This window comes from Cohaesibacter sp. CAU 1516 (genome assembly GCF_005771485.1).
Lineage (GTDB): Bacteria > Pseudomonadota > Alphaproteobacteria > Rhizobiales > Cohaesibacteraceae > Cohaesibacter > Cohaesibacter intestini.
The window spans coordinates 412315-430587 of sequence record NZ_VANT01000001.1; the positions used below are offsets into that span (position 1 = coordinate 412315).

Genomic DNA, 18273 nt, shown 5'->3' on the forward strand with positions numbered 1-18273 from the left:
GAGACCAGTCGGTCGGGCAGCCGCACCGGTCACGCGAAAGCAATCCGGTGAGGAAAGTCCGGGCTCCATGAAAGCACGGTGCCGGGTAACGCCCGGCGGAGGCGACTCTAGGGAAAGTGCCACAGAAAGCAAACCGCCCGACATCGCGTCGGGTAAGGGTGAAAGGGTGAGGTAAGAGCTCACCGCGTCTTCAGCAATGCGGACGGCATGGTAAACCCCACCGGGAGCAAAACCGAATAGGAATGGCGCGGGCGCAAGTCCAGCCGGCTTTCAGGCCAGTCATTCGGGTGGGTTGCTAGAGGCATTCAGCAATGGATGCCCCAGATGAATGGTTGCCGCGTGTGGCCCTCGGGCCGCGCCGTACAAAACCCGGCTTACAGACCGACTGGTTCTTCTTTTTCTTTCTTTTGCGTTTCTTCGCCTCCTGATGGGTGTCGCAGCGGAGTTGGTTGCGTCGCAAGACGCAGAAACCTTCTCTGGCGGTTCATGGGTTCTGTTCATGGGTTTTGTTCATGGGTTTTGTCGGGCAAGTGTAAAATCCAGACGCCATTTGCCTGTTTTTAACCTGTTAAAAGTGCCTTTGGGCCTTTTGGACCAAATTGGCTTCAACCCTTTGTTAACGCTAATTTTCTTAAAATGGGAGATCGCGGCTGCTGTGGCGTGACTCCATGGGATTCCATTGACGCCCATATAATCCCATGATATCCCATATCCATGCGGTCCGGGGTCGTGTCGTCTGAAATGACTCGATCCCACAGAATATGCGGCGGACTACTCCCTTATCGGGAGGCAAGAGTGAAACAATGAGCGTTGAGGGCGGTTTGGGAACGCACCGGTAAAACGGGGCGGAGCAGAGCGCTGGATTTTCAGTGTTGTGAGGCATTTTTCGATCAGCCAAGACGCGTCGAAAATGGTCCAGTAGGCGGGATAGGATGCAGGCATTTGTATCCAAATATGTGAACCGGTTGGATTCCAAGGGGCGTGTGTCGATACCTGCTCCCTTCCGGCAGTTGCTCGCACAGGATGGACAGGACAGCCTATTTTGCAGTCCTTCTCTTGACCAAGTCTCCATCGAGGCCGGTGGCTTGGTTTATCAGCAGGAAATCAACGATCAGCTCAACCAGTTCGATCCCTTCTCGGAAGAGCGCGAAATGCTCTCGACTGCCCTGTTGGGGGAGAGCGAGACTTTCAAGATCGACAAGGATGGTCGCATCGTCCTGAGCGAAAGCATCAAGGAATATGCGGGCATCACGGATGTGGTGGTGTTTGTCGGTCAAGGGACGAAATTTCGCCTCTGGCAACCCGATCGCTATGAGGTCCATCGCAAGGAAGCGCAAAAGCTTGCCCTGTCGAGGATCCGTCAAGGAAAAACAAATGTGGCCCCCAAAGAAGGGCAAGGCGGAGGAGACGAGGCATGAGCGAGCTCAGCGCGATGACCGATGGTGAAGACGCTCAGCGTCATATCCCTGTGCTGCTTGATCCTGTTGTTGATGCCCTTGATGCCCGTGACGGCGAATGGGTGCTCGATGGCACCTTCGGTTTTGGCGGCTATTCCAGCGCCATTCTTGATCGGGGTGCTTCGGTGCTTGGGGTTGACCGGGATCCGGAAGCTGCTGATCGGGCAGCGGTGTTGCAGACCAAATATGGCGAGCGGTTGCGGTTCGTGGCGGGCTGTTTCAGTGAGCTGGCCGATATTGCTGCCGATGAAGGGCTGACACCACTTGATGCGGTTGTGCTGGATATCGGCGTTTCTTCGATGCAGCTGGATGAAGCCGAAAGGGGCTTTTCCTTCATGCAGGATGGGCCGCTCGATATGCGGATGTCCCAGAGCGGGCCGAGCGCGGCGGACGTGGTCAATGGTCATGACGCAGTGGAACTGACCCGGATTTTCCGTCAGTTGGGCGAAGAAAATCAAGGACGCCGGATCGCCGCAGCGATTGTTGAGCGCCGTGCGGTAATGCCGTTTGAGACCACGCTTGATCTGGCGAACCTGATCGAGAAGACCATTGGCCGCAAACCGACACAGAAGATACATCCGGCGACCAAGGTGTTTCAGGGTCTGCGGATCTATGTCAATGGCGAGCTTGACGAACTGGTCGACGGGCTGATGGCGGCGGAACGCTGTCTCAAGCCAGGCGGTCGGCTGGTTGTCGTGACCTTCCATTCGCTCGAAGACCGTATTGTCAAACGCTTCTTTCAGGAGCGTTCCAAGACCCATTCCGGCGGGTCACGTTATATGCCGGAGCAGGATCTCGCAGCCCCGAGTTTCGAAATGGCGGTGAAAGGCGGGGTGGGACCTGACGAGGTAGAACTGGCGCGCAATCCACGGTCCAGGTCAGCAAAGATGCGGGCTGGCATACGGACCAATGCTGCGCCTCACCCATTGGATGCAAAAGGGCTTGGATTGCCCAGAATGCTGGCGGAGAGCCGCTCAGGAGGCCGATCATGAGCAGACTCATCAATACCGTTCTGTTTCTCTTTGTGTTGCTGGGGGCCTTTTGGCTCTATCAGGTCAAACATGAAGCCAAAGAGGAAGAGAGCCGGATTGTCAAACTGGAACAGCAGATCGAGGACGAAAAGGAAGCCTTGCTGTTGTTGAAAGCCGAATGGAGCTATCTCAATCGACCCGAGCGGGTGCAGAAGCTCTCTGAGCGCTTTTCCGAAGAGCTTGGATTGAGCGAAGTGCAGCCTTACCAGATTGGCACGGTGGCCGATTTGCCCGAACGGGTGCAGGAGCCGTCAGAGGTTGGTGCAGACAAGCCGACCATCGACGAGTTTCTCAAGCAGGCACAACCGACAGCAGTCATCGTGGAATAGGGGCGGGCCATGACCGATCTTCTCGCCCGACAGGGGCAAATACGAACCGTGGACCATAATTTCGATTTTGACGGCACCAACAAAGTGCGCTCCAAGGAAACGGGCGTGCGTATCCAGATGTCGCTTGTCGTCTTTGTCTTTTGTTTCACTGTCATTGCTGCCCGACTGGTGATGCTTGGCTTTGCCACTCCGGCTGAAGCCAATCACCGCTCCAGTGCACAGGATGCCATGGCGGCGGCGCGGCCTGATATTCTTGATCGCAATGGCGAAATCCTTGCGACCGACATCAAGACCGCTTCGGTCTTTGCCGAGCCTTACAAGATCATCGATGTGGACGAAGCGGTGGATGCGCTGACCGGCGTGTTTCCAGATCTGGAAAGCGAAAGCCTGCGCAAGCGGCTGTCGGGCGACGGCAAGTTCACCTGGATCAAGCGCGAAGTCACGCCACGCCAACAACAGGCTGTGCATGAGGCCGGCATTCCGGGGCTTGGATTTTTGAGTGAAAATCGCCGCTTCTATCCAGCCGGAGCGACGGCATCGCATATTCTGGGGCTGGTCAATGTCGACAATGAAGGCATCGCGGGTATCGAGAAGTTTGTCGATGAATCCGGCTTGTCGGTGTTGCATGAAACCGGCTTTGCCCGCACGGCGGACCAGAAGCCGGTGCAATTGTCTCTGGACTTGCGGGTTCAACATGTGTTGCGTGACGAGCTGCGCAAAAGCATGGAGAAATACAAGGCCGAAGCGGCGGCTGGTGTTGTTTTGAATGCGCGGAATGGCGAAGTGGTCGGTATGGTTTCCTTGCCGGACTATGATCCAAATGATCCAGTGGATGCGCAAAAGCCGGACCGTCTCAACCGGATGACTGCCGGTGTCTATGAGATGGGGTCGGTGATGAAGCTGGTCACCACCGCAATGGCGCTCGATACAGGCACCGTCAATATGCAGGACAGCTTTGATGCGCGCCAGCCGATCCGGGTGCGGGGCGGTACGATTAGCGATTTCCATGGCAAAAAGCGGATCCTGTCCGTGCCGGAAGTGTTCATTTACTCTTCCAACATCGGCACTGCCAAAATGGCCCTGAAAGTGGGTCGTGAAGGCCATAAGGACTTTTTGCAGAAGGCGCATTTGCTGGATCGGGTCCAGACCGAATTGCCGGAATCACGCACGCCTTCCTATCCGAGCAAATGGACAGATCTGTCGACCATGACCATTTCCTTTGGGCATGGTATGACCGTAGCCCCTCTTCAATTGGCAGCGACTGCGGCGGCTTTGGTCAATGGCGGCACCTATGTGACGCCGACCTTCCTCAAGCGCAGTGCCGATGTCATCATCTCGAAGGGTGACCGCATCGTCAGTCAGGAAACCAGTGAGAATGTGCGCTATTTGCTGCGTCTGAATGCGGTCAAGGGCTCGGGCAAACGCAGTCGGGTTGATGGCTATCTGGTTGGTGGCAAGACGGGCACGGCGGAAAAAGTCGAGAATGGCAAATATTCTCACAACAAGCTGCTGACATCTTTCCTGTCAGCCTTCCCGATCGACAATCCCGATTATGTGGTTCTGGTGATGCTGGATGAGCCAAAGGGCATCAAGGAAACTTATGGTTACGCCACTGCTGGCGTGAATGCCGCACCGACCGCAGGAGCAGTTATCCGCAGGGTTGGCGCAATTTTGGGGGTTAAGCCCCGTTTTGGCCAAAAGGTTGTTCCAACAGTGGCTGCATCCTTCTAAAGCTGACACCCGCAAGGGTGCGAATTGAAAGCCGGAGAGCCGTTGGATGAATGTGGCCGAACTGCTGGGCGCGCTGGAACAGCCCACTGAACAAGGCGGACTTGCCGCTGTTTCTGGACAGACAATTGTCGGCGTGACCGCCGACAGTCGGGCGGTGAAGCCCGGATTTGTCTTTGTCGGGGTGCCAGGGTCAACAGTGGATGGTGCGCAGTTCGTGCCGCAGGCGCTGGCGCAAGGGGCTGTGTTTGCTCTCATTGCACAATCCTCTGAGCTGCCTGCTGAGTTGGACGACGCTACAGCGCCGATTGTTCGGGTTTCTGATCCACATTTGGCGTTGGCCCGTCTGGCGGCATTGTTGCATCCGGTTTCCCTTCAGCATGTTGGAGCGGTGACGGGCACCAATGGCAAAACGTCGATTGCCTCTTTCCTCAGACAGATCTGGGCTCATGCGGGTGCCGTTGCGGCCAATATCGGCACCATCGGCATCGAAGGGCCAAAAGGCACCAGCTATGGTGGCCTGACAACGCCGGATCCTGTCGGTCTGATTTCTTCTGTGGAGGGGCTGGTCGCGGAAGGGGTGACCCATCTGGCGCTTGAGGCCTCCAGCCACGGTCTGGAGCAGAAGCGCCTTGATTGCCTCAGCGTTGATGTCGGGGCGTTCACCAATCTCACTCGCGATCATCTGGACTATCATGGCACGCTGGAAGCCTATCGCGATGCCAAGGCTTTGTTGTTCAAGCGGCTGGTGCGCGAGGGTGGTGCTGCGGTGATCAATCTGGATGATCCCTATGGTGCCTTCTATCTCGACATTGCCAAAAAGCGCGGCCTGACCTGCTACACGGTGGGACAGACGCAAGAGGCTGATCTGGTGATCGAGGCCATCGAGATTGATGGCTTTGATCAGTCGGTGACCCTGTCCGGCCTGTGGGGCGATGTCACCTGCCATGTGCCGCTGGTTGGCAGCTTTCAGGTGTCCAATGCTTTGGTCGCTGGCCTGATGGCCTATAGCGGCAGGGTGGAACCCTCTGTCATTCTGGAAGCCATTGCCAAGCTGAAAGGCGCCTGCGGGCGCATGGAGCTGGTGGGCCATGCGGGTCCAGAGACGGCGATTTATGTCGACTATTCCCATACGCCAGATTCGCTTGCCGTTGCGCTTCAGGCTTTGCGGCCTTTTGTTAAAAACCGGCTGATTTCAGTCTTTGGCGCAGGCGGTGACCGCGATCCCGGCAAGCGGCCGATGATGGGGCAGGCGAGCAATGATTTTGCCGACTATTCCATCGTCACCGATGACAATCCGCGTTCTGAAGATCCGGCCCTGATCCGGGCTGCTGTGATGGCAGCGGTGACAAACGGGGTGGATGTTGGCGGGCGACAGGATGCGATCACCCTCGGGGTGCGCATGATGGAGCCGGGCGATATTTTGCTGGTGGCTGGTAAGGGGCATGAAACCGGCCAGACGATTGGCAAAGAGGTGCTGCCTTTCTCCGATCATGACGCCGTGGCGCGGGCCATGGCCGAAACCGGGAAGGGGACAGCGCAATGAGTGTTCTCTGGACGACTGAGGCCTTTGTTGCGGCAGTCTCTCCGGTCTCCCAGCCGGGAGGCATCAAGGATGTGACCGGTATTTCCATCGACAGCCGAACGATTGGTGAAGGCGATGCCTTCTTTGCCATCAAGGGCGACCAGTTTGACGGCCATGCCTTTGCACGGACCGCCTTGGAAGCAGGCGCTGCTGTGGTGGTGCTGGATGAGGCTCAGCGGGCTGACTTTGCCGACATTGGCGAGCGGGTGGTGTTTGTCGACGATGTTTTGAAGGCGCTGGAGCGTCTTGGTCGTGCGGCGCGGGCGCGGATGAAAGGCAAGGTGATTGCCATCACCGGCAGCGTGGGCAAGACCAGCACCAAGGATGCCTTGCGCGCGGCTTTGGCACCAAGTGGCCGGCTGCATGCGGCCAATGCGTCTTTTAACAATCATTGGGGCGTGCCGCTGACCTTGGCGCGGATGCCTGAGGATGCAGAATTTGGCATTTTTGAAGTCGGGATGAACCATCCCGGTGAGATCCGCACCCTGATCGACATGGTGAAACCGCATCTTGCGGCGATCACCACGATTGTTGCCGCTCATATCGGGAATTTCAATTCGATTGACGAGATCGCCGCAGCGAAGGCTGAAATCTTTGAAGGTGTGGTCGAAGGCGGTGCGGTGTTGCTCAATGCCGACAATGCGTTTGATGGCTATTTGACTGATATCGCCAAGGATCTCGGCATTGCCCATATCCATCATTTCGGACGTGCCGCCCATGCGGATATCCGTCTTGAAGCACTTGATTTGCAGGCCGATGGCTCGGATCTGACTTTGTCTTTGTTCGGTGAGCCTGTGTCCTGCCATGTCGCAGCGGCGGGGGAGCATCTGGCGATGAATGCCTTGGCCGTGTTTGGCTTGGTGCGCCTTGCTGGTGGGGATGTCGAGGCTGCTTGTCTGGCGCTTGGGACCCATGGGGCGAGCAAGGGGCGCGGTGAACGCCATGAGCTTGCCGTGCGCGGCGGCACAGTTTCGTTGATTGATGAAAGCTACAATGCCAATCCGTCTTCTGTTGCTGCAGCTCTGGCGACTCTTGGTCTTTCAGAGACCAAGGGGCGGAAAATCGCCGTTCTTGGGGACATGTTGGAACTGGGTGAGGAGAGCGCAGAGATGCATGCTGCGCTTTTGCCAGCCATCCAGTCGGCGGGCATCGATCGGCTCTATCTCTGCGGGCCGATGATGGCTCACCTATGGGAAATTGCCCCTGTTGAACTGCGGGGTATTTATGCTAATAGCTCTGCTGATCTTGTCGCCCCGTTGTGCGAAGCGCTGCGGGATGGTGACGCGGTCATGGTCAAGGGATCGTTGGGATCCCGGATGGGGCCGATTGTTCAGTCATTGCTTGAAGAGTTCAAACAATAGGCCCGTCAAAGGACAGGCTGCGTTTCAGAAAGGCCAGATACCCAGATGCTGATGTATCTTGTTGAATTTTCGGATCAAATCTCGGGATTGAACGTTTTCCGATATCTCACCTTTCGAACCGCGGGCGCGATCATCACCGCTCTGCTGATGGTGTTTCTGTTTGGGCCGATGATTATCAATGCTCTTCGGATGCGTCAGGGCAAGGGCCAACCGATCCGCGAAGACGGGCCGGAAAGCCACCTTCTGACCAAGAAAGGCACCCCAACCATGGGGGGCTTGATGATTCTGAGTGGTCTGATCTCGGCGACTTTGTTGTGGGCCAATCTGGCCAATCCCTACGTCTGGATTGTGCTGTTTGTCACCGTCGGCTTTGGCCTTATTGGCTTTTACGATGATTTCCTGAAGGTCTCCCGTTCGTCTCACAAAGGCTTTTCAGGTCGCATGCGCCTGTCGATTGAGGCCGTGATTGCGGGCATGGCCTGCTTCGCCGTGGCGCAGCTGGGCGAAACCTCTTTCACCACCTCGGTGACGTTCCCCTTTTTCAAGGACATTTTGCTTGATCTAGGCTGGTTCTTCGTGCCGTTTGGTCTGTTCGTGATTGTCGGGGCGGGCAATGCGGTCAATCTGACCGATGGGCTCGATGGGTTGGCGATTGTGCCGGTAATGATTGCAACAGCGACCTTTGGTCTGATCGCCTATCTGTCTGGTAACGAGATTTTCGCTGATTATTTGCAGATCCATTATGTTCCCGGAACCGGTGAGCTGCTGGTTTTGTGTGGCGCGATGGTCGGCGCGGGGCTGGGATTTCTGTGGTTCAATGCGCCGCCTGCTGCGATCTTCATGGGGGATACCGGCTCTCTGGCGTTGGGCGGCATGCTGGGGTCGATTTCGGTTGCTACCAAGCATGAGTTGGTGCTGGCGATTGTCGGCGGTCTGTTTGTGCTCGAAGCTGTGTCGGTGATCATTCAGGTCGCCTCCTTCAAACTGACTGGCAAACGGGTCTTCCGGATGGCACCAATCCATCACCATTTCGAACATAAAGGCTGGACCGAGCCACAGGTGGTGATCCGCTTCTGGATCATTGCGGTGGTGCTTGCCCTGATCGGTCTGGCGACCCTCAAACTGCGCTAATCTCTATGCCGGGCGCTGCTGTGCCCGGCTTTTCTGGCTTTCCCATCCTTTCAGCTTTCAGCAAGGCAACAGTGTCATGATCCCGGTTACCATTTTCAAGGATGAAACGATTGCGGTATTCGGGCTTGGAGGCAGTGGTCTGGCGACCCTTGAGGCATTGGTGGCGGGCGGTGCGCAGGTGATTGCCTATGATGACAATGCGGCAAGTTGTGCCAAGGCGTCTGCGATTGAGGGTGTGAGCGTCAAGGACCTGCGCGAGGCGGACTGGACCGGCTTTGCCGCACTGGTGTTGGCCCCCGGTGTACCCCTGACCCACCCCGAACCCCATTGGAGCGTCAAGCTGGCTCAGCAGGCTGGCGTTGAGGTGATTGGTGACGTGGAGCTGTTCTGTCGTCAGCGCCGGGCCTTGGGCATTGATTGCCCTTTCATTGCTATCACCGGCACCAATGGCAAATCGACGACCACCGCTTTGATCAGTCATTTGCTCAAGGATGCAGGCCTTGATGTGCAAATGGGGGGCAATATTGGCACGCCCATTCTCGCGCTGGAGCCGCTTTCGCCGGATCGGGTCTATGTGATTGAGGTCTCTTCTTATCAAATTGATCTTGCCCCGACGATTGATCCCTCCATTGGCTTGCTGCTCAATATTTCTGCTGACCATCTCGACCGCCACGGGGATTTGCTCAACTATGCCCGGATCAAGGCGCGGATGATCACGAGTTCGGCGTTGCCTGTGGTTGGTATCGATGATCGACTGACCGCCAATGTGGCTTCCAATTTGCGGCTGAAAGGCAAGGCCGTGGTGACCATTTCCGGTTTTGGCAATGAACGCGCCATGATGGCCGCGCCCGATGGCATTTTGCAGAGCATGGAAGGGGACTTCCTGTTCAATCTTGATCAGGCGCGCGCCTTGCGCGGCACCCACAATGCCCAGAATGCGGCAGCCGCCGTTGCCATTGCGCGGCAGTTTGACATCACACCGGCCTCGCTCTCCCGCGCTCTGATTTCCTTTGGTGGATTGGCGCATCGCATGGAAGAAGTCGGCGTTGAAGGCAAATTGGTCTTCATCAATGATTCCAAAGCCACCAATGCGGATGCGGCAGCCCGCGCTCTGGCCGCCTTCAAGCATATCCACTGGATCCTTGGAGGCAAGGCCAAGGATGGCGGCATCGAAAGTCTGATTGATTATTTCCCGCGGGTCGATCATGCCTATCTGATCGGCGAAGCAACGGATCTCTTTGCCGAGACCTTGGCGCGCCACAATGTCGCCTTCAGCCGGTGTGAGCATATGGATATCGCGTTGGAAAAGGCCATTGTTGTGGCCAAAACGGACCATGATGGTGCGGGCGAGGTGGCCATTTTGCTGTCTCCGGCCTGTGCCAGCTTTGATCAATTCCCGAACTTCATGGTCCGGGGGGATCAGTTCCGTCAGGCGGTGGTGACCTATCTCGAAACCGGCAGCGTGCCGGTCGATCCCGACCATGCCAGAGGTGGACAGGCATAATGCGGCGGACGCGGAAAAATCTTCTGACCGAATGGTGGTGGACGATTGATCGACCCATGCTGCTGGTGTTGATCCTGATCCTGTTTTCCGGTCTCATCCTGTCGATGGCGGCGAGTCCGCCCGTGGCAGAGCGTCTGGGGCTCGACAGTTTTCACTTCGTCAAGCGACATGCCTTCTTTATTCCCATTGCCCTGACCCTGATGATCGGCATGACATTCCTTGATCCGCGCACCATCCGACGTGTTGCCTTGGCTTTGCTGATCGCATCGTTGGTGGGCATGGTGATGACCCTGTTTATCGGCTTTTCCGCCAAGGGGTCTCAGCGCTGGATCACCATTCTGGGCTTTTCGCTGCAGCCCTCGGAGTTTTTGAAACCGTCGTTTGTGGTGCTTGCGGCATGGCTGTTTGCCGAGAATGACCGGCGGCCCGAAATTCCGGGCAATCTGTTCTCGATTGTGCTGTTCATGGTGTCTGTGGTGTTGCTGGTGGCCCAGCCCGATATCGGCCAGACCGTGCTGTTGGCCTCGGTCTGGGGCGGCTTGTTCTTCATGGCGGGGATGCCGCTTTTCTGGATTTTCCTATTGGCCGGGCTTGGGGTCGGCGGACTGACCATGGCCTATTTTTTCGTGCCTCACGTCACCGGTCGTATCAATCGTTTTCTGGATCCGGAAACCGGCGACACCTTTCAGGTGGATACGGCGATGGATTCCATCGTGCGCGGTGGCTGGCTTGGCACCGGACCCGGCGAAGGCATGGTCAAAAGGATCCTGCCCGACAGTCATACGGACTTTATTTTCGCTGTGCTGGCTGAAGAGTTTGGCATCATTGTTTGCCTGTTGCTGGTCAGCGCCTATCTTTTCGTGGTGTTGCGATCGCTGTCGATGGCGCTGAAAACGCAGGATTTGTTCAAAAGGCTGGCCATTTCCGGTCTGGCGCTGTTGTTTGGTCTGCAAGCGGTGATTAACATCGCGGTGAACTTGCAGTTGCTGCCTGCCAAGGGTATGACGCTGCCATTCATTTCCTATGGTGGCTCATCGCTGCTCTCGGTCGCGATTGCCATGGGCTTCTTGCTGGCCCTGACAAGGCGGCGGCCTGAAGTGGGACTGGAGCAGTCGCAGTTTTATCAGTCACAAAAGTGACGGACGCGCAGACCTGGCAACGATCCGCGCAGTAACAGAAACCCGATGGGGTAGAATTGATGGCAAAAGTCGCTTTGTTGACCGCCGGTGGCACGGGCGGGCACTTGTTTCCAGCCCAGGCGCTTGCGCATGCACTGATTGCGCGGGGTTGGAACGTGCATTTGGCAACCGATGGCCGGGCGACCCAATATGGGCATGATTTCCCAGCCGAAAGCATTCTGATCATCCCGTCAGCGACCCCGTCAGTGAAAAATCCGATTGTCTTGGCCAAGGCCGTGTTCAAGCTGATCAAGGGGTTTGTGGCCGCTCGCAAGGTGATCAAGCAGTTGAAGCCTGATGTGGTCGTTGGCTTTGGAGGCTATCCGACCGTGCCGCCAATGTTGGCGGCGAAAAGCCTCGGGGTGCCAAGCTGCCTGCATGAGCAGAATGGCGTGATGGGCCGCGCCAACCGGATGCTGGCCAAGGGCGCCAAAGCAATTGCTGCGAGCTTCCCGATCCTCAAGGGGGCCGAAGGGCTGGAGGCCAAGACAACGCTGACCGGCAATCCGGTGCGGCCGATGGTCGAGGAAGCTGCCAAATTGCCCTATGCGCCGCTGAGCGCTGATAGCGAAATCCGGTTGGTGGTGTTTGGCGGCTCGCAAGGGGCGCGGTTTTTCTCTGAATATATGCCCGGTGCCTTGGGCCGTTTGCCGCAGGATATGCGCGCCCGGATCAAGCTGGTGCAGCAATGTCGGCCTGAGGATCTGTTGAAGGTCAAGGTTGGCTATCGCGAGCTGGGACTTGATGCCGAGCTTGCGCCTTTCTTTGCCGACATGCCGCAAAAAATCGCCAAGGCCCATCTGGTCATTTGCCGCTCAGGGGCGTCATCGGTTGGCGAGTTGGCGGCGATTGGCCGCCCGTCAATCCTTGTGCCGTTGCCCGGTGCGCTTGATCAGGACCAGAAAGCCAATGCCTCCGTGCTCGTCAAGGTGGGCGGTGCCTGGATGATGGAACAGCGCGGCCTTCGCCCCAATGATATTTCTGATTTGCTGGAAGAGCTTTTTGCCCATCCCGACAAGCTGAACGCAGCAGCCGAGGCTGCGCGCAAGGAAGGCAAGCTGGATGCTGCCGACCGACTGGCTGATCTTGTCGCGAGCGTGGCCGAGACAACAGGAGTTGCCAAATGAAAATGCCTCAAAATATCGGCCCGGTGCATTTTGTCGGGATTGGCGGGATCGGGATGTCAGGCATTGCCGAGGTGCTGGTGAAGCTGGGCTATACCGTGCAGGGCAGTGACATTGCCGAGAGCGCCAATGTGTTGCGGTTGCGGAACAAGGGCATTCAGGTGGCCATCGGCCATGCTGCGGAGAATATCGCCAATGCGGAAGTCGTGGTCGTCTCCTCGGCGATCAAGGCGGACAATCCCGAGTTGGTCGAGGCGCGCGCACGGTTGTTGCCTGTGGTCCGACGGGCCGAAATGCTGGCCGAATTGATGCGCTTCAAATCAGCCATCGCGATTGGTGGCACCCACGGCAAAACGACGACCACCTCGCTGGTCTCGGCATTGCTGGATGCGGGCGGGATGGACCCGACCGTGATCAATGGCGGGATCATCAATGCCTATGGCACCAATGCGCGGATGGGCGAGGGCGACTGGATGGTCGTCGAGGCCGACGAATCCGATGGCACTTTCGTCAAACTGCCCGCCGATATCGCGGTGGTGACCAACATCGACGCGGAGCATCTGGATCATTATGGCGACTTTGCCGCGGTGAAGGCTGCCTTTACCGCCTTTGTCGAAAATGTCCCTTTCTATGGCTTTGCGGCCATGTGCCTTGATCATCCGGAAGTGCAGGCTCTGGTCGGCCAGATTGAGGATCGCCGGATCGTCACTTACGGCACCAATCCGCAGGCCGATGTGCGTTACAAGGATTTGCGCTCGGAAGGCGGCGTCAGCCGTTTCTCGATTGTCATCAGCAATCGACAGACCGGAACGAGCGAAGAAATTACTGGCCTTAGCCTGCCGATGCCCGGCGAGCATAATGTGGCAAACGCCACCGCCGCGATTGCGGTTGCCCATCAATTGGGTATTTCGGGTGAGGCGATCCGTCGAGGCCTGTCGAGCTTTGGGGGTGTCAAGCGGCGCTTCACCCGCACCGGCAGCTGGAATGGCATCGAAGTGATTGACGATTATGCCCATCACCCGGTCGAGATTTCGGCGGTGATGCAGGCCGCACGGCAGGCCAGTCAGGGCAAGGTGATCGCCGTGATGCAACCGCACCGCTATAGCCGCTTGCGCGACCATTTCGAGGATTTCTGCACCTGTTTGAATGTTGCTGATCGTGTGTTGGTGGCTGATGTCTATGAAGCCGGTGAACAGCCGATTGAGGGCGCAAGTGCCGAGGCTTTGGTGACTGGGTTGAAGAGCCACGGTCATCGCCATGCCTCCTTGATGGGCGCGCCGGAGGTTCTGGCAGAACGCATCCGTGATATGGCCGAGCCGGGAGATTATGTGGTCTGCCTCGGGGCTGGCAACATCACCGCATGGGCGAATGCCCTGCCGGGGCAGCTCAAAGCATTGGCCGGGGAGTGAGCGCGTGTTTGAAGATCTTCTGCCCGGTCTTGGTGACTGGACAACGAAACTGCGCGGGCGTCTCAAGAGCAATTTCGATATTGCGCCTTATACATGGTTCCGTGTTGGCGGACCGGCTCAGCTCTTTTTCAATCCGGCGGATGAAGCCGATCTTGCGCTGTTCCTGAAAAACCTGCCAGAAGAGATGCCGGTGACGGTGATCGGTCTTGGCTCAAACATGCTGGTCCGTGATGGCGGTGTCGAAGGGGTGGTGATCCGCCTGTCTGGCAAAGCGTTCAGTGATGTGGTGATCAACAGTGATCACACGGTCAGTGTCGGGGCCGCTATGCCGGACATGCGCTTTGCAACCCAGATGGCCAAGGCTGGCATTGCCGGCTTTGCCTTTTACAAGGGGATACCCGGTGCGATTGGTGGTGCTTTGCGGATGAATGCCGGGGCGCACGGATCGGAGACCAAGGACCGGCTGATCTCGGCCCGGGCGGTGGATCGCAACGGCACTATACATGTGCTGACCCCGGCTGATCTGGGTCATGCCTATCGTTCCTGTGCTGCACCTGCTGACTTTATTTTCACCCAAGCTACCTATCAGGGCGAGGCGGGGGATCCGACTGCGCTGAAGGCCGAGATGGATGAGGTTTCGGCCTATCGCGAAGACAATCAGCCAACCAAGGAACGGACCGGCGGGTCGACCTTTAAGAATCCCGATGGCATGAGCGCCTGGAAGCTGGTCGATGACGCGGGCTTTCGGGGCTTTGAGCTTGGTGGGGCGCAAGTCTCGCCCAAGCACACCAACTTCCTGATCAATACGGGCGCAGCCACCGCAGAAGACATTGAGCGTCTGGGAGAAATGGTGCGCGGCAAGGTCCGTGAGATGACCGGCATTGAACTGCATTGGGAAATCAAACGCATTGGCCGCTTTGTTGAGGGGGGTGAGGTGAAACCTTTCCTTGCAGAATAGACGAGGCACGCCATCAACATATTTTTAGACTGTCTTTTCGGATGGGCCGCCCCGTATTTCGGGGCGGCTTTTTGCGTTTTTGCTGTCTGCTTTATGTGCACTCGATCATCGGCGGTGACGGTCGCTCATACTTTGTTAGGTATTTTTAACCATAAATGGGAGGAAGCCGTGCAATTTGCATGACCTGCGATTCTCGCCATGTTCCGGTCCTGCTTGCATGAAAAGTTGCTGTCAGACGGGAAAAGTGCCGCGCACTTGCGGTCTGACATGAAAGGTGAAGTGAAATGGTCAAGCATGTTGCAGTGCTGATGGGGGGATGGTCTTCCGAGCGTCCTGTGTCTTTGAGTTCCGGAGCTGCCTGCGCCGACGCACTCGAAAGTGCCGGTTTCAAGGTGACGCGGGTCGATGTTCAGCGGGACATTGCACAACTTCTTGCCGACCTCAAACCAGACGTTGCCTTCAATGCCCTGCATGGTCCATTCGGCGAGGATGGCTGCATTCAGGGCGTGCTGGAGGTGCTTGATATTCCCTATACTCATTCCGGGGTGATGGGGTCCTCTGTGGCGATGAACAAGGAAAAAGCCAAGGATATCATGCGTGCAGCGGGTATTCCGGTGGCTGAGTCCAAGGTGATGCACCGGCTGGAAGCGGCCAAAGCGCATGCTTTGCCGACCCCTTATGTCATCAAGCCGGTATGCGAAGGTTCAAGTTTTGGCGTGCTGATCGTCAAGCAGGGGCAGGAACATCCACCGCAAGAGCTTTATTCCGATCAGTGGCCCTATGGTGACATCGTGATGGTCGAGCGCTATATCGCCGGTCGCGAATTGACCTGTGCTGCGATGGGCGACAAGGCGCTTGACGTTATCGACATCGTTTCCAACAACAATAGCTTCTACGATTTTGACGCAAAATATGCGCCCGGCGGGTCTTCTCACATTTTACCGGCAATTCTTAAACCGAATGTTTACGAATATATACAATCGTTAACCATAACCGCGCATAAAGCGCTTGGTTGTCGAGGCATCTCCCGCGCCGATTTTCGTTATGACGAGAGCGTTGGCGAGGATGGTGAGTTGATCTGTCTGGAAGTGAATACCCAGCCCGGCATGACACCGACTTCTCTTGTTCCTGAATTGGCAGCAGAGGCCGGCTTCGATTTTGAACAATTGGTAACCTGGATGGTGGAGGACGCTTCGTGCGGGCGTTGATCGAAAAATGGAAGAAGAGAAAGGACCGCGGGTCTGCATCCAAGATGCAGTTGGACTCGATGGTTCCGCGCGCGTTCGCTTATGAACAGCGCCGTCTGCCATTTTATCGTCGCATCATTCCAATGGCAGAAACCTGGTTGCCCAAGGGCATTGGCTGGGGACTGTCGATCGGCTTTCTGGCTGTCACGGCGCTGTATGGCGCGACCATCAGTGGTGGAAATCAGTCTGCTTTGGAACGGGCTTCCGCCGTTTTTGGTCTCAAGGTCGAGGCCGTGCTGATCACCGGCCAGAAGGAAGTGAGCGAAGCGGAGATTCTGACTGCTCTGGGGATCAATGCCGATACGTCGCTGCTGACATTCAACGCCTATCAGGGGCGCAAGAACCTTGAAGCCATCAGTTGGATTGCTGAAGCCTCGGTTCAGAAGCTCTATCCGAACAAGATTCAGGTGGTGGTTCAGGAGCAGAAGCCGTTCGCCTTGTGGCAACGTGGGCAATATGTCTCGTTGATTTCTTATGACGGCTCGGTTCTGTCCAATCGCATTGATCCGGAATTTGCCGATCTGCCTCTGGTTGTTGGCCATGGGGCACAGCGCAAGGCGGCACAGATTTTCGAGGTGCTGGCACAATATCCGTCTCTGGCCCGCAAGACACGGGCCGTGGTCTATGTGTCGGAACGACGCTGGGATCTCTATTTCAAGAATGGCGTTCAGGCCAAATTGCCAGAAGTCGATGTCGAGGATGCGCTCGAGAAGCTTTTGGTGTTTGACGAAGATGGCTCATTGTCACGCAAGGATATCACGCTGGTGGATATGCGACTGTCAGACCGGATGTTTGTCCGGATGAGCAAGGATGCCGCCGAACGCCGCCGCACGACCCTGCGTGGTCTTGGGGCCAATTTGCCCAAAGAGGTGGAAACATGATCGGAACACCTTGGGGCAAGAAAGACATGCGTGGTCGCTATCTCACCAGCAAGCGGTCCTCGGTCATTACCATTCTGGATATCGGCTCGACGAAGGTCTGCTGCATGATTGCGCGCCTAGTGCCGCGCCCGGCCGGCGAGGCCTTGCGTCACCGTACCCACACAATCGAGGTGCTTGGCTTCGGATTGCATCAGGCGCGTGGCATCAAGTCCGGCGTGGTGGTGGATCTGGATCAGGCCGAGAATTCCATTCGTCTGGCTGTGGACGCTGCCGAACGGCAGGCTGACATCATGGTCCAGTCGCTGATCGTCAATGTGTCCTGCGGTCGGATCAAGAGTGATACGCTCAGCGCTTCAGTGTCCCTGAATGGGCATGAGGTGGATGAGCTGGACATTCGTCGGGTGCTTCAGGCCGGGGCCGGGCATCTGCTGACAATGGATCGCACCGTCGTTCATTCGATGCCGATCGGCTATTCGCTGGATGGCGGCAAGGGCATTCAGGATCCGCGCGGTATGATCGGCGATGATCTGGCTGTCGATATGCATGTGGTTACCGCCCAGACCGCGCCACTGAAGAATCTGGAATTGTGCATCAATCGCTGTCACCTCGAAGCCGAGATGATGGTGGCCACTCCTTATGCCTCCGGGTTGGCATGTCTTGTCGATGACGAAGCCGAACTTGGTGTTGCCTGCGTTGATCTTGGCGGCGGGACAACTTCTGTGTCGATCTTTGTCGACGGCCAGTTTGTCCATTCCGACGCCATCACCATTGGCGGGCATCATGTGACGATGGATTTGGCTCGTGGGCTATCGACCCGTCTGGCGGATGCTGAACGGATCAAGACCCTGCATGGCAGTGCGCTACTGTCCCTGTCTGATGATCAGGAGCTGATCGCCATTCCGCCTGTGGGGGATGATGATCGGGATTTGCTCAATCAGGTGCCTCAGGCCGCGCTGACCCGGATTATCCGGCCGCGGGTTGAGGAGATTTTCGAGCTGGTGCGTGATCGCATCGAGGCCTCGGGTTTTGCTGGCCATGTCGGCAAACGAGTGGTGCTCACTGGTGGTGCGAGCCAGTTGACGGGGATGGCAGAAACGGCCCGGCGGATCCTGGGGCGCAATGTGCGCATAGGTCGACCGCTCGGGGTGGCGGGCTTGCCGGAATTTGGCAAGGGCCCAGCCTTTGCCACCGCGGTGGGCTTGCTGATTTATCCGCAGGTGGCCCAGATTGAGCAGTTTGAACGGGTTCAGGTCAAGCCACGCTTGACAGGCACCGATGGCTATTTGTCCCGTATGGGGCAGTGGCTGAGAGAGAGTTTCTGATCCTGATTGGATTGATTTCGTGAAACAT

General features: G+C 57.1%; 15 protein-coding genes and 1 other RNA gene. All 16 read left to right on the forward strand.

Annotation, left to right across the window (positions count from 1 at the left end; translation table 11 throughout):
* The first annotated feature begins 4 nt into the window (after positions 1-4).
* The 16 genes from rnpB (at position 5) to ftsA (ending at position 18245) form a co-directional block, all read left to right on the forward strand.
* An RNA gene (rnpB, locus tag FDK21_RS01875) (RNase P RNA component class A) lies at positions 5-393 on the forward strand.
* Between the two features lie 539 nt (positions 394-932).
* Positions 933-1418, forward strand: coding sequence for a division/cell wall cluster transcriptional repressor MraZ (locus tag FDK21_RS01880; protein ID WP_114009454.1), 486 nt, complete (start codon positions 933-935; stop codon positions 1416-1418).
* Positions 1415-2449 (forward strand): 16S rRNA (cytosine(1402)-N(4))-methyltransferase RsmH, encoded by a 1035-nt coding sequence (rsmH, locus tag FDK21_RS01885; protein ID WP_138147309.1) that lies wholly within the window; start codon positions 1415-1417, stop codon positions 2447-2449. The genes FDK21_RS01880 and rsmH overlap by 4 nt, the downstream gene beginning before the upstream one ends.
* On the forward strand, positions 2446-2817 hold the full coding sequence (locus FDK21_RS01890) for a hypothetical protein (protein WP_138147310.1): 372 nt from the start codon (positions 2446-2448) through the stop codon (positions 2815-2817). The genes rsmH and FDK21_RS01890 overlap by 4 nt, the downstream gene beginning before the upstream one ends.
* A gap of 9 nt (positions 2818-2826) precedes the next feature.
* Complete coding sequence (locus FDK21_RS01895) at positions 2827-4548, forward strand: penicillin-binding protein 2 (RefSeq protein ID WP_114009451.1); 1722 nt, start codon at positions 2827-2829, stop codon at positions 4546-4548.
* Between the two features lie 46 nt (positions 4549-4594).
* Positions 4595-6091: a UDP-N-acetylmuramoyl-L-alanyl-D-glutamate--2,6-diaminopimelate ligase gene (locus FDK21_RS01900; RefSeq protein ID WP_138147311.1), complete on the forward strand. Its 1497-nt coding sequence runs from the start codon at positions 4595-4597 to the stop codon at positions 6089-6091.
* Positions 6088-7491, forward strand: coding sequence for a UDP-N-acetylmuramoylalanyl-D-glutamyl-2,6-diaminopimelate--D-alanyl-D-alanine ligase (locus tag FDK21_RS01905; protein WP_138147312.1), 1404 nt, complete (start codon positions 6088-6090; stop codon positions 7489-7491). Before FDK21_RS01900 ends, FDK21_RS01905 begins: the two co-directional genes overlap by 4 nt.
* A 45-nt stretch (positions 7492-7536) precedes the next feature.
* Entirely contained in the window at positions 7537-8622 is a 1086-nt protein-coding gene (mraY, locus tag FDK21_RS01910; protein WP_114009448.1) for a phospho-N-acetylmuramoyl-pentapeptide-transferase, read from the forward strand.
* A 76-nt stretch (positions 8623-8698) separates the two neighbouring features.
* Complete coding sequence (gene murD, locus FDK21_RS01915) at positions 8699-10126, forward strand: UDP-N-acetylmuramoyl-L-alanine--D-glutamate ligase (RefSeq protein WP_138147313.1); 1428 nt, start codon at positions 8699-8701, stop codon at positions 10124-10126.
* Positions 10126-11265 (forward strand): putative lipid II flippase FtsW, encoded by a 1140-nt coding sequence (gene ftsW / locus FDK21_RS01920; RefSeq protein WP_198662890.1) that lies wholly within the window; start codon positions 10126-10128, stop codon positions 11263-11265. The genes murD and ftsW overlap by 1 nt, the downstream gene beginning before the upstream one ends.
* 59 nt (positions 11266-11324) lie before the next feature.
* A complete protein-coding gene (murG, locus tag FDK21_RS01925; protein WP_138147314.1) occupies positions 11325-12431 on the forward strand; it encodes an undecaprenyldiphospho-muramoylpentapeptide beta-N-acetylglucosaminyltransferase in 1107 nt (368 codons plus the stop codon).
* Positions 12428-13837, forward strand: coding sequence for a UDP-N-acetylmuramate--L-alanine ligase (gene murC, locus FDK21_RS01930; protein ID WP_114009444.1), 1410 nt, complete (start codon positions 12428-12430; stop codon positions 13835-13837). The genes murG and murC overlap by 4 nt, the downstream gene beginning before the upstream one ends.
* Positions 13838-13841: 4 nt before the next feature.
* Complete coding sequence (murB, locus tag FDK21_RS01935) at positions 13842-14795, forward strand: UDP-N-acetylmuramate dehydrogenase (protein ID WP_245418416.1); 954 nt, start codon at positions 13842-13844, stop codon at positions 14793-14795.
* Positions 14796-15079: 284 nt separating this feature from the next.
* On the forward strand, positions 15080-16003 hold the full coding sequence (locus FDK21_RS01940) for a D-alanine--D-alanine ligase (protein ID WP_114009442.1): 924 nt from the start codon (positions 15080-15082) through the stop codon (positions 16001-16003).
* Positions 15991-16923 (forward strand): FtsQ-type POTRA domain-containing protein, encoded by a 933-nt coding sequence (locus tag FDK21_RS01945; protein ID WP_114009441.1) that lies wholly within the window; start codon positions 15991-15993, stop codon positions 16921-16923. The genes FDK21_RS01940 and FDK21_RS01945 overlap by 13 nt, the downstream gene beginning before the upstream one ends.
* A gap of 26 nt (positions 16924-16949) precedes the next feature.
* Entirely contained in the window at positions 16950-18245 is a 1296-nt protein-coding gene (gene ftsA, locus FDK21_RS01950) for a cell division protein FtsA (RefSeq protein ID WP_171021967.1), read from the forward strand.
* Positions 18246-18273: the final 28 nt, after the last annotated feature.

Coding starts and splice junctions, on each gene's coding strand:
- FDK21_RS01880 (WP_114009454.1), top strand. CDS start 933: ATGCAGGCATTTGTATCCAAATATGTGAACCGGTTGGATTCCAAGGGG.
- rsmH (WP_138147309.1), top strand. CDS start 1,415: ATGAGCGAGCTCAGCGCGATGACCGATGGTGAAGACGCTCAGCGTCAT.
- FDK21_RS01890 (WP_138147310.1), top strand. CDS start 2,446: ATGAGCAGACTCATCAATACCGTTCTGTTTCTCTTTGTGTTGCTGGGG.
- FDK21_RS01895 (WP_114009451.1), top strand. CDS start 2,827: ATGACCGATCTTCTCGCCCGACAGGGGCAAATACGAACCGTGGACCAT.
- FDK21_RS01900 (WP_138147311.1), top strand. CDS start 4,595: ATGAATGTGGCCGAACTGCTGGGCGCGCTGGAACAGCCCACTGAACAA.
- FDK21_RS01905 (WP_138147312.1), top strand. CDS start 6,088: ATGAGTGTTCTCTGGACGACTGAGGCCTTTGTTGCGGCAGTCTCTCCG.
- mraY (WP_114009448.1), top strand. CDS start 7,537: ATGCTGATGTATCTTGTTGAATTTTCGGATCAAATCTCGGGATTGAAC.
- murD (WP_138147313.1), top strand. CDS start 8,699: ATGATCCCGGTTACCATTTTCAAGGATGAAACGATTGCGGTATTCGGG.
- ftsW (WP_198662890.1), top strand. CDS start 10,126: ATGCGGCGGACGCGGAAAAATCTTCTGACCGAATGGTGGTGGACGATT.
- murG (WP_138147314.1), top strand. CDS start 11,325: ATGGCAAAAGTCGCTTTGTTGACCGCCGGTGGCACGGGCGGGCACTTG.
- murC (WP_114009444.1), top strand. CDS start 12,428: ATGAAAATGCCTCAAAATATCGGCCCGGTGCATTTTGTCGGGATTGGC.
- FDK21_RS01940 (WP_114009442.1), top strand. CDS start 15,080: ATGGTCAAGCATGTTGCAGTGCTGATGGGGGGATGGTCTTCCGAGCGT.
- ftsA (WP_171021967.1), top strand. CDS start 16,950: ATGCGTGGTCGCTATCTCACCAGCAAGCGGTCCTCGGTCATTACCATT.